Below are 14,634 nucleotides of genomic sequence, written 5' to 3'. Positions count from 1 at the left end.
TTTCTAATTTATATCATTCATCTGATGAGCCATGTCTTTACAGATTATCCGATGTACGGATAATTTGAGACAACTGGCTTACGATGCTGAAACCAATAAACTCTCACCAGTCATTTCAGTGGGTGCATCAACATTCATTAGTGCCAAAATAGTCGGTGCCACATCACTGAGCTTACCGCCACGACGTACCTGTAGTTTTTGTGCGCCTACGTAAATCAGCGGTACATGCTCTGTCGTATGCTGAGTATGTACTTGACCACTTTCGTAGTCTTGCATTTGCTCGCAGTTACCGTGGTCAGCCGTAATAAGCATATCACCGCCAGCAGCTTTTACTGCCGACTCGACACGGCCCACACAGATATCCAAGGCTTCTACAGCTTGTACCGCAGCGTCAAAGATACCTGTATGCCCTACCATGTCCCCGTTGGCATAATTGACGACCAGCACATCATATTTGCCAGACTCAATCGCTTCTACCAACTTATCCGTCACTTCAGGCGCGCTCATTTCAGGCTTTAAGTCATAAGTTGCGACATCTGGCGATGGCACCAAAATACGTGTTTCGCCTTTATACTCTTCTTCACGGCCACCGCTAAAGAAAAACGTCACATGCGCATATTTCTCAGTTTCCGCGATACGTAGCTGGGTTTTGCCTTGATCCTGCAGATATTCTCCCAAGGTATTGGCCAAAGACGTTGGATAGTAAGCGATGCTGGTTTTTGCATTGTCCGCCAAAACGTCTGAGTATTTGGTCAACATCACAAATGCGGCAAGTTTTGGCTGCTTTTGACGAGCAAATCCTGAAAACTCATGATCAGGTAAGACAAACGCTTGAGCAAGCTCACGAGCACGGTCGGCACGGAAATTCATAAAGATCAGCGCATCATTGTCTTCGACGGTATAAGGCACTTCATCACGTCCGATGACAGTCGTCGGACTAATAAATTCGTCAGTCTCACGTGCCTTATAAGCCGCTTGGACAGCACCATCCGCACGTGTCGACAAGCGATCTGCTTTACCTTCAGTAATCAACTCATAAGCTTTTTGTACGCGGTCCCAGCGGTTGTCTCGGTCCATCGCATAGTAGCGACCGATGATGCTAGCAATCTGTACACGCCCACCTTCATAATGAGCATTAAGCTTATCAATGTAATCACGCAAACGATTGATATACTTATCAGCGGATTTAGGCGGGGTATCACGGCCGTCTAAAAAGCAATGGATAAAGACATTCTTAGCGCCATGAACCAATGCTGAATGGCACATGCCCTCGATATGGTCTTGATGTGAGTGAACACCGCCATCAGAAAGCAGACCCATAATATGTACATTACCGCCAAGCTCATTAGCCGCTTTTACTGCGTCAACCAATGCTTCGTTTTTGTAAAATTCGCGATTGGCAAGCTCACTTGAGATGCGAGTCGAGTCTTGATAAAGAACACGGCCAGCACCCAAATTCATGTGACCAACTTCTGAGTTACCAAACTGACCATCTGGCAGACCTACATCTTCTCCTGAAGCAGAAATCAGTCCATGAGGGTATTCTTGGTAAATTCTATCTAGATTTGGCATGTCTGCCGCAGCAATGGCGTTATCTTTATCTTCTTCACGATGACCGAAGCCGTCTAATATCATTAAGACATGCGGCGTTTTTTTATTCTGTGCGCCGTCTTCTTGTTTACTGCTGAGCTGCTGCGCCTGATTGTCGTCAATAGATTTTGATGCTTGCTGGGTACTGGTCATATATTACCGCTCCTCGAGTGAATGAACGCCTTTAATGCTGTGTTAGGGTATGGAAAGCCCTCTATATTAACACATATCTTAAAATAGCTGAAAAACTGACAATTTTTCACTAAAAAATGATGAGGTTTGTATCGTTATCAAAAGCTAGAAACCTATCACAGATATCAGGTAACAATACTGCGTATCAATCTGTAAATCATACTTGCAATCATTCATCTCATTGGTTAAGATGAATCTATTCTGAAGTGTTGGCTAGTAGATGTTTATTCCCTGAGCCGATAATGCTTTACCAGGATGTGGTACCTATCGTCTCATTGTGTATGCCTGCACTGCTTGCAGTGTATCAGGAAACCTGCAGAGATGATGACGCATCCGCCCTGAACTTCACGGTTCATGGGTCACCATCTTACAGCGGCACTTCGGTTGTTTCATTCGGTTTGTAAATATGTTCTTTATAATTAGTGTATTTACTGCCACTAAAAAGCCCCTTTCGTTAATGACGAAAGGGGCTTTTTTTATGCCTAATGAATGACTAAATCACTGTTACTCATCATTAGCAGATTTGGTAATTTTCTTCACATCTTTAGGAATGTTTTTGGCCGTACCATCAACAGTCGTATGCTGTTTGAATACGTCCCCAAACGGGTTTTGCTGTTGTTGACCAAATGGATTTTGGTTATTCATACCGCCTGCGCCACCGAATGGGTTTTGGCCGCCGCCCATTTGACCACCCATCTGTTTTGCCATCATTTCCATCATTTTTTGCTGATTGTTCATGACATAGTTATTGGCAAAGTCTTTGAGTTTCTTTTGTACTGGTGGCAAGATCACGAGTAGCGCGAGCACATCACTCAGCACACCTGGAATAAGTAGCAAAATACCAGCGACTGCCATGGCAATGCTCTTAATCATGGTGGACTCTGGTGGACGCATTGCAGGGTTCATCATACCACCTGCTTTCATCTGCTGAGCCATTGGATTCAAAGAAGCCATACCTTTACGCACAAGAGAAATACCGATCACTGCTGCGACAATAAACCACATGAATACCCACCAGCCGCTCATGAATTGAGCAAGTAAATACCACAGTAGCATCTCGATAATAAACCAAACGATGGCTATACCAACTATCTGACCCATAAAGTGTCGTCCTATAAAATAAAAACCAATAAATTGAGCGCCATGCAAATTAAAATGGCTAACATATGATGTATATGGGGATTGGTTGCTATACTATCAAACTTACGGCTGATTTTTAAGCCATAAAACAAAATGTAAGCAAGACGGAATACTATGGCAATTATTATCGGGATCGACCCAGGGTCACGCATGACGGGTTATGGGATAGTCCAGCAGACGGGTGATAAGCTCACTTATATCGATGCAGGCACGATTCGCACAGATACCAAAGAGATGCCTGAACGCCTCAAGCGTATTTTTAATGGATTGACCCGCATCACACAGCATCACTTAAAATATGCTGACGAGCCTATTTATACAGCTATCGAACAAGTCTTTATGGCAGAAAACCCTGATTCTGCACTCAAGCTTGGGCAAGCACGAGGCGCAGCGATTGCAGCGATGGTCGCCTTGGATTTAGAAGTATCAGAGTATACTGCTCGGCAGATCAAACAAGCCGTGTGCGGCTATGGTGCTGCTGCTAAAGAGCAAGTACAGGAGATGGTTTGCCGCATACTACAGTTAGAAGTCGTACCACAGCAGGATGCAGCCGATGGTCTTGCCTGTGCGATTTGTCATGCACACTCCAGCCATTCTATGAATAAAATACTACTTAATAGCTCTATGCGAGGACGCGGTGGCTCTAAGAAAAAAGGTCGTTGGCGTTTGACCGAGGAAGATTTGGGTAACTTGCGTTAAAGATAAGCGTTAAAGCAGACAAGCTTTAAAAAAAATAAACATTAAAATAGTGAGACAATAAAAAACACGCGCCATTGGACGCGTGTTTTTTTATGAGTATAAGTCCTGTCACTTTTATCATTTAAAAGACGAAATTATAGCGGGCTACTCTACCACTGAACTTTCAATGACAGCGTCAAGTACATATGCATACTTTTCATCATCAGTATCATTTTCTGTTGTCTCATCTGCTTCTATTAATTCGTTATTCTCTAATCGGTAGCGCTGTAGTCGTAGTACTTCTTCGTGCATACCATCATGCTGGTAACCATCTATCTCTCCTGCAAATACTCTCCACTTCCCTTCACGAACTTTGACACCTTGGTCGTTGTAAGTGACAGGCCTAACTTGGAGACACTGCTTTTCACCATTCATATCACAATTGACTTCTTTGGCATTCACTGCCCAAAATAACGTCTCGCCCTTACTGTTATATTTCGCTTGAGGTGTGAGTTTACCACTCCAAACCAAAGTCACATCGTCGTCAGTAAATTGGGTCAATACTGGATTTTCACCTTGCTCCATTTTTAATTCACTGCTGCCGAGCATTAATGTATTTAATGTGTTTTCTACCATATCAAGATCGCTGCAAGACATTTTGGTGCTCATGACCTCCTCAGTGCTCAAAGCATGTCCCTGTAGCTCATAAGCAGCGCTCACCATATTGCAGCCAACGCTGTAGCTGAGTGTGTCTTGATTGAACACTAAAGTTACCTGACTATTGATATCCGCAAACTCAGGCATAGGCTTTTCATTGGCATCCGTTGCACTCATTAATGTCCAGCGATGACGGGATAAGGTGGTTATGAGCTTTTCTTCAGCACTTAATTTAGTCGAGCCAGGTTTATCCATTGCTGGCTCGTTATCTGTTAAAAGGTTTGCGCTAGATAATGCGTCTGTGGTTTCACTAATGTCAGATGTGTCTGATATCTCGTTTTCATTAGAAGCGTCTTCTTTTTGACAAGCGCTCAGCATCAAGCTTGCCGCCACTATACTGGGCAATAAAAACGTTGTCAGTGCTGATTTTTTGGCTCTACCTACCATATTACGAACCTCTTAGTAAGCGTATCTCAATTTTCTCGATTACTTATTTCTATATACTTGCTGGTCTTGCATATTCTGAAGAAATATTTAATTAACTATTTTGGAATATGATTATTATAATCACGTTAGATTAACCACTATAGACCGAGCATTATTAGCTTATGTAATAAAATGTTGATTTTTATTATGTTTTAAATTCTTTTATTATTTTGCTATCTAATGTCATTCATTTCATGGACAAAAAAAGGATAGCTAACACATATTAGCTATCCCCGATATTATCTTTAAGAAGCAAGCATCTAAAAAAATAGAACTTGCGATGTATCTCTTTATCTAATCATTGGTTTCCACAGGCTTAGCTTTAGCCATGTTCTTAATGCTGAAGCGCTCATTCATCATTTGATAAAAACGGGCTAGGTTTTTGCCTTGCTCATTAGGATCAACCTTGAGCACTTTACCAAAATCTAAGCCCAAATACAGCACGATGTCAGCAAAGCTCAATTGCTCACCCACCAGATACTCACGACCTTCTAGGATTGTCTCAAAATACCCCATGGCTTTGACAGCACGGGCAATTGATGGTGCAACAAATTCTGGTACCTGTTCGACCCGCTGCGCTTTGGATGGATGACTGTGCTGAAACGCTAGCATCAAATTATACATCACCTCAAACTCAGCAATACGGCGCATCGAGCACACTTGGGCACGCTGTATCACGTCATTGCCCATAACGGAACGCTCACCGTAAACGCGATCCAGATACTCGCAGACCGCCTGTGAGTCATTGAGTACGGTACCGTCGTCTAATGTTAAGACAGGGACTGTCTGCATCGGATTTATTTTGGTAAATTCATCTGACATCTGCTCATTTTTGGCAAAATCAATATCAATCACATCGATGTCATCCATATCATCAACATCAATTCCTTTTGATGCCAATAGGATAAGGGCTTTACGCGGGTTGGGTGCTGTACGGGTGACGTATAATTTTTTCATGGTAAACTCCTTGTAAGAATGATTGAATAGAAATTTAGCGCTGATACGCTTTATTATGATGGTAGCACTAATGAGCACCTATCTATTGATACTCAATACCATAGTTATAGCTTACTCTGACCGTCATGGCAAAGGCTTATTACTCATCAAGCAAAAATAGCAAAAGCCCCATAACTTTAAGTCACGGGGCTTTATTTAATCATATTTATGCAACCAGTCCAGTTATTTATTAGGGGCTGGTGTCGTACGTAGGTACGGCTTGATTTCCTTGTGACCTTTTGGATAGTTGGCAGCAATATCTTCGTTCTTGACACTTGGTGGAATGATTACGTCATCACCATCTTTCCAGTCTACAGGCGTCGCGATGTTATATTCATCTGACAATTGCAATGCATCAATAACACGGATAATTTCATCAAAGTTACGACCACAACTGGCCGGATACGTCAGCGTTAGACGCACTTTTTTGTTTGGATCAATGATAAAAACGCTGCGTACCGTATGCGTGCTATCTGCGTTAGGATGCATCATGTCATATAGCTCAGCGACTTCTTTGTTAGGATCAGCAATGATCGGGAAGTTCATATCTGTGCCTTGGGTCTCACCAATATCGCTCGCCCACGCTTTATGGTCTTCTAAGCTATCGACAGAGATACAGATTGGTTTTACATTGCGCTTCTGAAATTCGCCATTCAGTGCAGCTGCACGACCAAGCTCAGTGGTACATACTGGCGTAAAGTCTGCTGGATGCGAGAAAAAAACGACCCAATGATCGCCTGCCCACTCGTGGAAATTAATATCGCCTTCTGTGGTTGCAGCGTCAAAGTTTGGTGCGGTATCGCCTAAACGTAAATGTGCCATGCTTTATTCCTTAGCTATGTTGATGAACGCTTGTATTGACCCGTTGGCCTCGCGCTCTATTATTATCATCGACGTGCTCGCCATAAAAATGTAAAGCACATCCGTAAAAACTGACTTTATAGTAACAAACTGGTTATGAATGTCTTGTGACGGATTGTAATGCGGTTATTCCATTTAACCCTAAGTAGATATATCGATTATTTATTAAACCACCATCCCTGCATCCCATAAGCAGAACTCACCAAACTTGCCTTTTTTACTCACGCCACCAGCCACACGCCCAGCATCAGTCAATACCAATTCACCATCTTGCGCTTCTAAGTAACCCGCTGCAAGCAACTTATCATTTAACTCTTGGGTCTTGAGACCTAATTCCTTAGCAAGCTTGGCGGTGGTTAGTTTAGAATAATTAGGTGTGGTTTCGGTTGCAGGCGTCGTCGACATTACTGGCGACTGAGACGTCGTGCTTGCTGTTTTGGTATTAGAGTCAGGCTTGCTTTCAGATTCACTCACTTTTTCAAGAGACATCCTAACTTCATCACTGATACGAATAATGCGTTGCGCTTCTTCATAAGTATCAGCATAAAGCTTGGCATCATCATTACGATAAATCAGTACGCCCATCTCATTATTATTGACTTGGCTAAATTCGTAAAGGTTCAAGCTGGTAATAATGCACTCGTTTTCATTCAGGTAGCATTTCGCATGCAAGTTTTTGCAAAAGCTGGTACGAATAAACGTTAGGTTTTTTAACCAATTTATTTCTTCTGGATGCAGGTCATTTTTGCCATAGACAATACGAATATCAATTTTTAGACGGTTGCGATCTTCTAGCAGCTCTTTAATGCGTTCATTCAGCTTCAAATAAGGGCTAATAATAATCAACCGATCAGACGCATTTTTAATCAACTCTTCTAAATGATAAGTCGTCCCACTGCTATTCAAAAATTTTGCCATGTCCACTTCCTCAGATATTACCGTCGAAAAATTTATAATTATTCACAAAAAAGCCCATCCCTAGCGTACTAGAAATGGACTTGCTTGCAAACTACTATTGTTCAGTATTGTTTCAAAACATCATTTTAGCAATGAAATTTTTAGAGACTGAGCCAATACAGATTACGCTGGCTTATAGCTATCGCGCAAGCTAACGATTTGGTTAAAGACTGGTTTATCAGTGCTGTGATCTTCGCTATCGGTGATAAAGTACCCTTCACGCTCAAACTGGAAACGCGTGCCAGCGTCAGCATTGGCTAAAGATGGCTCAACCACTGCATTTAGCTCAGTGAGCGAGTCAGGATTTAGCGCTTGATGGACATCAGCGACGCTACTTGGGTCTTCAGCACTGAATAGCTGCTCATACATGCGCACGGTCGCTGGTACACCTTGACTGGCTGATACCCAATGAATCACGCCTTTGACCTTGCGGCCTTCAGGATTGTTACCCAACGTAGTAGGATCAATCGTCGCTTTTAGCTCAACGACATTGCCATTTTCATCAGTGATATGCTCAGTGACGGCTAGCACGTAAGTGTTACGCAGACGAATCTCTGGCTTTTCTGGTGATAGGCGCTTGTAGCCTGCTGGCGGTTCAATCTCATAATCACCTTGATCGATATATAAAGTCTCGGTAAACGGAATCTCACGCTCACCCATATCCACGTTAGGATGGTTCGGCTGCGTCAACCAAAGCGTCTGCGTCGCATCGTCAAAACGTGCATTGACGCTATCGGCTTTTTGCGACTCCCAACTGCTTACCGCCTCGCTAAAGTTAGTGATCGTCACTTTTAATGGCTTTAGTACCGCCATGCCGCGACCAGTTGTCGTCTCTAATGACTGACGGACGCTGAATTCCAATAAGCGAAAATCAACCACGCTATCCGCTTTGGTCACACCCACACGCTCACAAAAATCACGCAAGCCCTCTGGCGTATAACCACGGCGGCGCATACCAGCGACGGTCGGCATACGAGGATCGTCCCAACCGCTCACGATGCCTTCATCGACGAGCTGCTTAAGCTTACGCTTACTGGTCAATGTATGATCCACATTTAAGCGGCTAAACTCGTACTGATGCGGCGGCACATCAAAGCCGATCTTGGCGATAACCCAATCATAGAATGGACGATGGTCTTCAAACTCTAACGTACATAGTGAATGGGTAATACCTTCGAGCGCATCAGAGAGTGGATGCGCGAAGTCATACATTGGATAAATGCACCATTTATCACCTGTCTGATGATGAGATTGATGCATTACACGATAGATAACAGGGTCACGCAGGTTCATATTTGGGCTGGCCATATCGATCTTGGCGCGCAGCACTGCTTTGCCTTCAGCGTACTTACCGTCTTTCATATCATTGAAAAGGGCTAGGTTTTCCTCAACGCTAGCATCACGCTGCGGAGACGGCGTCCCTGCTTCATTGAATGAACCACGGTTATCGCGAATCTGCTCAGGCGTTTGCAAATCGACATAGGCATCGCCTTGCTCGATTAACTGTATTGCCCATGCATGTAACTGCTCAAAATAACTTGATGCGTGGTACGCCTCGCCTGCCCACTCAAAACCGAGCCACTTCACATCATTTTCGATGTTATCGATAAAATCTTGTTTTTCTGCAGTTGGGTTGGTGTCATCAAAACGCAGGTTGCACACACCGCCGAACTCTTTGGCCACGCCAAAGTTTAGGCAGATAGATTTGACGTGACCTAAATGCAAGTAGCCGTTTGGCTCAGGCGGAAAACGTGTGACAATTTGCTGGTATCTTTGCGCATTGACATCGTCACGAATGATATTACGAATAAAGTCGTTTTTTGCTTCGTCTTTTTGTGCATTGTTGCTTGAGTGCTCACTCATCGGGTATTGCTCCTAACGCAAATTGTCAATTTGTAATACGTGCCATCACGCATCACAAAACGTTCAAAATAAATTATTAAAATAAATTGGGATATAAAAACTCAGATAGTGCGACCGCATTATCAAAATTTGTCAAAGCTGATCAAAAATGGGTAAAGTTGCGTTATTCTATCAGCTTTTGCAAACGCATTAACAGCCTGATACATGACACGGGATAAAAAAGCCGTTAGACTACCCGTAACTTTTTAACCACCAATTTTTAACCACCACTTGACAGCGTCATTTAAGGCGCTGCAATCAAAAAGGAATATCCCATGGTAGACATGCCACCAGTAGTAGAACTTGACACCAATATGGGTGCGATCGTTATCGAACTCAACGAAGAAAAAGCACCAAAGACCGTAGAAAACTTTTTGAACTATGTAAAATCTGGTCAGTATGACGGTACAATTTTCCATCGTATTATCGATGGTTTCATGATTCAAGGCGGCGGAATGGACGCTGAGATGAATGAAAAACCAACCAACGCGCCTATCGAAAACGAAGCGGACAATGGTTTGAAAAATGATAAAGGTACTATCGCAATGGCGCGTACCCAAGATCCGCATTCAGCAACTAGCCAGTTCTTCATCAACGTAAAAGACAACGATTTCCTAAACCATTCTGGCAAAAACATGCAAGGTTGGGGTTACACGGTATTTGGTAAAGTAACTAGCGGTATGGATGTAATCGAAAAAATGAAAGGCGTCCCAACCGGTCGTTTTGGCATGCATGCTGATGTGCCAAAAGAGCCAGTTGTCATCAACTCAGCGACCATCATTACTCAGTAGTAGCCACTCAACAGCAGCTACTCTGTAATAGTTACTTAGCGATAGCTGTGAATGAGCGAGCATTTTTTAATAGAGTTTATTAAATCATGCTCGCTATACGATAAGTCATGAGGACAAAGATAAATGCAACGTTTTAATCACTTAATCACGACCCGCCCTCATCAAGTGCGGCAAGTATTGATTAGCGATTTGCATTTATCGCCTCAGGAGCCTGCCTTAGTGCAGGCTTTTTTGGCGCTGCTTGATGACTGTCTTGCCCTGCCAGTGCTCAAACGCCTCTTTATATTGGGTGATTGGTTTGAGGTGTGGCTAGGTGATGATATGTATTTATCACTATTAAAAGAAAAAAGGTCAGAGGATGAACAAATAACGCATTGGCTAACCCCATTGATTGCAAAGCTAAAACAGCTACGTATCAATGGCTGTGAGATATTGGTCATGCACGGTAACCGTGACTTTCTGTTAGGACAGCCGTTTTGTAATCTATTCGGTGGAGAGCTTATCAACGAACCGTATACTTTGCCTGTTGGTCAGCAGAATTATCGCTTAGAGCACGGTGATGCGCTATGTACCGATGATAAGAAATATCAGTTCTTTCGCAAAGTTATGCGTAATCGTCTGACCCAGTGGTATTTGCTTAATAAGTCATTAGAAAAACGCTTAGCCATCGCAGACAACATGCGTAAAAAAAGCCAGCAGAACAATGCTAACAAAGCGGCTTATATCATGGATGTGAATGATGAGGCCGTACGTCAGGCCATTACTGACAGCGATGCCTTATTGCATGGACATACCCACCGTCCCGATATCCATCACGTCACCGCTGACAAAAAACGCTATGTGCTTGGCGACTGGCGATTGTTAGATAAAGACGCTCGACAGCCTAAAGTCAGTGCGGTGATTGGTGCAGTGACAGATGACCAGCATTCAAATGACCGTGTCAATAGTAATGATTTAAGCAGTAATAATACTGAGTTTGAGTTGTACGAGTTTGAATTTCTTGTTCGCTAAAGCGCGTTTAATGGCGTTTTAAACTTAATGGCATTTTAAACAATGCACCTTAAAAAATATCTTTTCAATACAAAAAGGGTCTGTTGATAGTTCAACAGACCCTTTTTACGTTCACTACATTCTTGCACTGCTTATCGCTCGCTATCTAATCCATTAATTTAAAGAAATGCTGACGGTAATGCTTTAGCTCACGGATAGAGTCACGAATATCATCTAAGGCTAAATGACTGCCACCTTTTTCGAAATTCTTTAAGATATCAGGACGCCAGCGAAAACATAGCTCTTTAATTGACGACACATCAAGGTTACGATAATGAAAGAAGCGCTCAAGCTCTGGCATTTGGCGCGCCATAAAGCGACGATCCTGGCAGATAGAGTTACCACACATTGGTGACTTGCCACTATCAACCCATTTGTTTAGGAACTTGATAGTCTCAGCTTCCGCTTCTGCCAATGTCACGGTACTACGACGCACACGATCGACCAATCCTGACTGACCATGTTGCTTGGTATTCCAGTCATCCATTTTATTTAAGACTTGATCCGATACCTTGATCGCAAACACAGGCCCTTCGGCAAGTACATTCAAATCTTCGTCAGTCACGACGGTGGCAATCTCGATAATCTCATCGTTTAAGGTATCAAGTCCGGTCATTTCTAAATCAATCCACACCAGCCCTTTTTTACCTTGATTTTTGATCTTAATCTTATTGGGATGGTCACCGGTAGCCATAAAATATCCTATCATTCATAATTTTGAAAAAGCAATTTTAGAAAAACAATTGAAAAAACGTATTACACGTAGACACCCGTGCTCAGACAGCATTGAAACGCGTTACTCGGTTCAGAAAACCTATAGAGTCGTACAATATTACAAAACCACTGTCTGCCGCAGACGCTTTAGGCTGTATGTTAGCAAATTTTCACGCTACACTTAGCAATATTTTTATAATAGGTCAAAAACCCATGGCATTAATCCGGCAACGCAAACTGACCAAACAACAGATTCGTCGCATCGACAAGCAGCAACTGTCCAATCAAGATAGTATTGATGACAGTTTGATGGATGGCGTGGTCATGGCACATTACGGTAAGCAACTAGAGGTACAAGTCACAAGCCTACCTGCGGTGATACCTGAGCAGCCAGAGATAGCCCCTGATGATCCGGAGCCGTTTTGGCAAACACTTGAGCTCGGCGATATTTGGCGCTGCCATGTACGCACTAACTTGCCGATGCTAGCTGCAGGGGATCAAGTGCGCTGGAGTGCCGACTCCAACACAGGCTTTGGGCGTATCGAAGCCGTTAAACCGCGTACCTCATTGGTCTCTCGCCCTGACCGCTATCATAAGCTCAAACCTGTCGCTGCCAATGTCGATATTCTTGCTATTGTCTTTGCCCCATTGCCTGCTGCCGCGCCAACGCTGATCGATCGCTATCTGGTGGTATGCCACCATGCGGGTGTCAAACCATTACTAGTACTTAACAAAGCCGATCTGTTGGCACAAGAAAACGGCGTCGATACCAATGAATTATTGGCACAGTATGCCGCACTTGGTTATGAAAGCGTGTTGACCTCAGTCGATTGTCCTGAAAATATCGCCGAGAGTGACGAACAAGAAGGCCTTAATGAGTTAAAACGCTACATAGATAAAAAGTTGGTCATTTTTGCAGGACAATCTGGTGTTGGCAAAAGCAGCTTAATCAATGCCCTACTCCCAGAGTCTGGTCAAAGCGTCAATATCATCTCGCAAAACTCTAAGCTTGGTCAACATACCACCACGACCAGTCGACTGTTGCCATTTAACCCAGATGATCTGACCCAAGGCGGCATCGTTGATACACCAGGTATTCGTGAATATGGCATCTGGCACCTGACGCCTGACGATATCATCTCAGGCTTCATTGAACTGGCGCCATTAGCCGGTAACTGCCAGTTCCGTGACTGTCGCCACACCCATAACAGCAAAGGCTGTGCACTATGGGAAGCCGTGGCTGACGGTACCGTATTACAGCGCCGCGTTGAAAATCTCGTGACGCTACAAGAGGAAGCTGATACTAAGCCTTATTAAACCCAACTAACGTCATTTCAAAGGTAAAATACAGGCTTGATTATTGACCGTGTCATCGCCCGTTTACTATAGATGACCTTATCGGTATAATAGCGCCTTGTTCAATATCATTGGGCTGGCTTCTCAGCCTAATAGAACACTTATTTTTTTGGAGGTATGGTTTGGATCGTGCGCTGGAATTTGTGGGCAACCACCCGTTTTTATTTGGTATATTAGCCGTACTTGCTATCCTGTTTTTTACCATTGAAAACAAACGTAGCGGTAGAAAAATATCGCCCAACACCCTTGGCATGATGGTCAACTCTCAAAACGCGCAGCTGATCGATATTCGCGCCAAGAAGAAGTTTGAATCAGGCTATATTCAAGGCAGCCGCAACATACCGTTCACTGACCTCAAAGAGCGCTTAGAAGAGATTCGCGCGATTGAGCAGCCAGTGATTATCATCTGTGATATGGGCGTGCAAGCAGGCGCAGCCATTCAGATGATTGGTAAAGACAGTGTCTATCGCCTAGAGGGCGGTGTTGGCGGTTGGCAAGGCGCTGGTATGCCACTAGTTGGTGTAAAAGATGCCAAAACAAAGACCAAAGGTAAAGCCAAGCCAAGTCTACACAAATAGTTAACTTGCTGGGATATGGCGCTTAGTCAGTCATAACGACGACTTGATAGAAGCTCAAAAAAAGACACCTTATCAACAGGTGTCTTTTTTTATGCGATATTTATGACGTGACAAAACTTATCAAGCGACAACATGTTCAAAACACGCTATTTTAGATTTCATTGGCTTGAATTTGTTGTCCCCATCCCCACTTTAGTAGTGAGCATAACCAAATGCATCTACACTTTACTCATTGATAACAGATGATATCAACGCTTAGACTATGATAATTTATTATGCTATCTATAATAGCGCTGTTATCTCATAAATTTATAAATAAGGATTAACCATGACTGTACCTGTTAAAGTTTATACCACGCCTATCTGCCCATACTGCTCAAACGCCAAACAACTGCTAAAAACCAAAGGTGTTGATTATGAAGAGATTGGCATGCACGATATGAGCCGAGAAGATCGCCAAGAACTCATGAAAAAAACCAATAACTACCGTACTGTGCCACAAATCTTTGTTGGTGACACCTTTGTTGGCGGTTTTGATGAGCTCAACCAAATGAACCAACAAGGCAAACTTGACGAGCTATTAGCAGGTTAATCTGCTACCTTGCTTTACTGCCTGTCTTTATTTATGTAAAGATAGACAGTGGCAAGCTTGGAAACCGTAATAAAAAGTAAGGTTAAAAAATATC

Annotated in this window: 14 protein-coding genes and 1 other RNA gene; 7 read left to right on the top strand and 8 right to left on the bottom strand. The window is 43.2% G+C overall.

The features are described 5' to 3' along the window. Nucleotides 1–78: 78 nt before the first annotated feature. Nucleotides 79–1,743: a 2,3-bisphosphoglycerate-independent phosphoglycerate mutase gene (gpmI, locus tag ACTXGK_RS19770; protein ID WP_443516522.1), complete on the bottom strand. Its 1,665-nt coding sequence runs from the start codon at nt 1,741–1,743 to the stop codon at nt 79–81. A 234-nt stretch (nt 1,744–1,977) separates the two neighbouring features. Here gpmI and ssrS point away from each other — a divergent pair. Then, nucleotides 1,978–2,173: non-coding RNA, 6S RNA (gene ssrS / locus ACTXGK_RS19765), on the top strand. A gap of 113 nt (nt 2,174–2,286) precedes the next feature. On the opposite strand, the gene ACTXGK_RS19760 is transcribed toward ssrS, so the two are convergent. Next, nucleotides 2,287–2,883: an FxsA family protein gene (locus ACTXGK_RS19760; RefSeq protein WP_443516521.1), complete on the bottom strand. Its 597-nt coding sequence runs from the start codon at nt 2,881–2,883 to the stop codon at nt 2,287–2,289. A gap of 153 nt (nt 2,884–3,036) precedes the next feature. On the opposite strand from ACTXGK_RS19760, the gene ruvC reads away from it, so the two are divergent. Then, entirely contained in the window at nt 3,037–3,621 is a 585-nt protein-coding gene (gene ruvC, locus ACTXGK_RS19755) for a crossover junction endodeoxyribonuclease RuvC (protein WP_071001968.1), read from the top strand. Between the two features lie 144 nt (nt 3,622–3,765). Here ruvC and ACTXGK_RS19750 read toward each other — a convergent pair whose 3' ends face one another. The 5 genes from ACTXGK_RS19750 to ACTXGK_RS19730 all read right to left on the bottom strand — a co-directional run bounded on the left by ACTXGK_RS19750 (nt 3,766) and on the right by ACTXGK_RS19730 (nt 9,420). Then, a complete protein-coding gene (locus ACTXGK_RS19750) occupies nt 3,766–4,704 on the bottom strand; it encodes an META domain-containing protein (RefSeq protein WP_443516519.1) in 939 nt (312 codons plus the stop codon). 333 nt (nt 4,705–5,037) lie between these two features. Then, the gene (locus tag ACTXGK_RS19745) at nt 5,038–5,700 is read right to left on the bottom strand and encodes a glutathione S-transferase family protein (RefSeq protein ID WP_443516518.1); all 663 of its coding nucleotides are present in this window, start codon (nt 5,698–5,700) and stop codon (nt 5,038–5,040) included. Between the two features lie 222 nt (nt 5,701–5,922). Then, nucleotides 5,923–6,561 (bottom strand): peroxiredoxin, encoded by a 639-nt coding sequence (locus tag ACTXGK_RS19740; protein WP_443516517.1) that lies wholly within the window; start codon nt 6,559–6,561, stop codon nt 5,923–5,925. Nucleotides 6,562–6,765: 204 nt separating this feature from the next. Then, nucleotides 6,766–7,518: a phospholipase D family protein gene (locus ACTXGK_RS19735; RefSeq protein ID WP_443516515.1), complete on the bottom strand. Its 753-nt coding sequence runs from the start codon at nt 7,516–7,518 to the stop codon at nt 6,766–6,768. 162 nt (nt 7,519–7,680) lie between these two features. Then, nucleotides 7,681–9,420, bottom strand: coding sequence for a glutamine--tRNA ligase/YqeY domain fusion protein (locus ACTXGK_RS19730; protein ID WP_443516514.1), 1,740 nt, complete (start codon nt 9,418–9,420; stop codon nt 7,681–7,683). Between the two features lie 314 nt (nt 9,421–9,734). Here ACTXGK_RS19730 and ACTXGK_RS19725 point away from each other — a divergent pair, with 314 nt between their 5' ends. Beyond that, complete coding sequence (locus tag ACTXGK_RS19725; RefSeq protein ID WP_058025915.1) at nt 9,735–10,250, top strand: peptidylprolyl isomerase; 516 nt, start codon at nt 9,735–9,737, stop codon at nt 10,248–10,250. Between the two features lie 123 nt (nt 10,251–10,373). After that, on the top strand, nt 10,374–11,261 hold the full coding sequence (locus ACTXGK_RS19720; protein WP_443516512.1) for a UDP-2,3-diacylglucosamine diphosphatase: 888 nt from the start codon (nt 10,374–10,376) through the stop codon (nt 11,259–11,261). 145 nt (nt 11,262–11,406) lie between these two features. Here ACTXGK_RS19720 and orn read toward each other — a convergent pair whose 3' ends face one another. After that, on the bottom strand, nt 11,407–11,994 hold the full coding sequence (orn, locus tag ACTXGK_RS19715) for an oligoribonuclease (protein ID WP_201598474.1): 588 nt from the start codon (nt 11,992–11,994) through the stop codon (nt 11,407–11,409). 233 nt (nt 11,995–12,227) lie between these two features. Between orn and rsgA the strand changes: the two genes are divergently transcribed. From rsgA to grxC, 3 genes are all read left to right on the top strand, one after another. After that, complete coding sequence (rsgA, locus tag ACTXGK_RS19710; RefSeq protein WP_443516510.1) at nt 12,228–13,331, top strand: ribosome small subunit-dependent GTPase A; 1,104 nt, start codon at nt 12,228–12,230, stop codon at nt 13,329–13,331. A gap of 161 nt (nt 13,332–13,492) precedes the next feature. After that, nucleotides 13,493–13,948: a rhodanese-like domain-containing protein gene (locus ACTXGK_RS19705; RefSeq protein WP_443516508.1), complete on the top strand. Its 456-nt coding sequence runs from the start codon at nt 13,493–13,495 to the stop codon at nt 13,946–13,948. Nucleotides 13,949–14,276: 328 nt separating this feature from the next. Then, nucleotides 14,277–14,540, top strand: coding sequence for a glutaredoxin 3 (gene grxC / locus ACTXGK_RS19700; RefSeq protein WP_443516507.1), 264 nt, complete (start codon nt 14,277–14,279; stop codon nt 14,538–14,540). Nucleotides 14,541–14,634: the final 94 nt, after the last annotated feature.

This window comes from Psychrobacter sp. T6-5 (assembly GCF_052258485.2).
Taxonomy (GTDB): domain Bacteria; phylum Pseudomonadota; class Gammaproteobacteria; order Pseudomonadales; family Moraxellaceae; genus Psychrobacter.
This window is presented reverse-complemented; position numbering and strand designations above follow the sequence as displayed.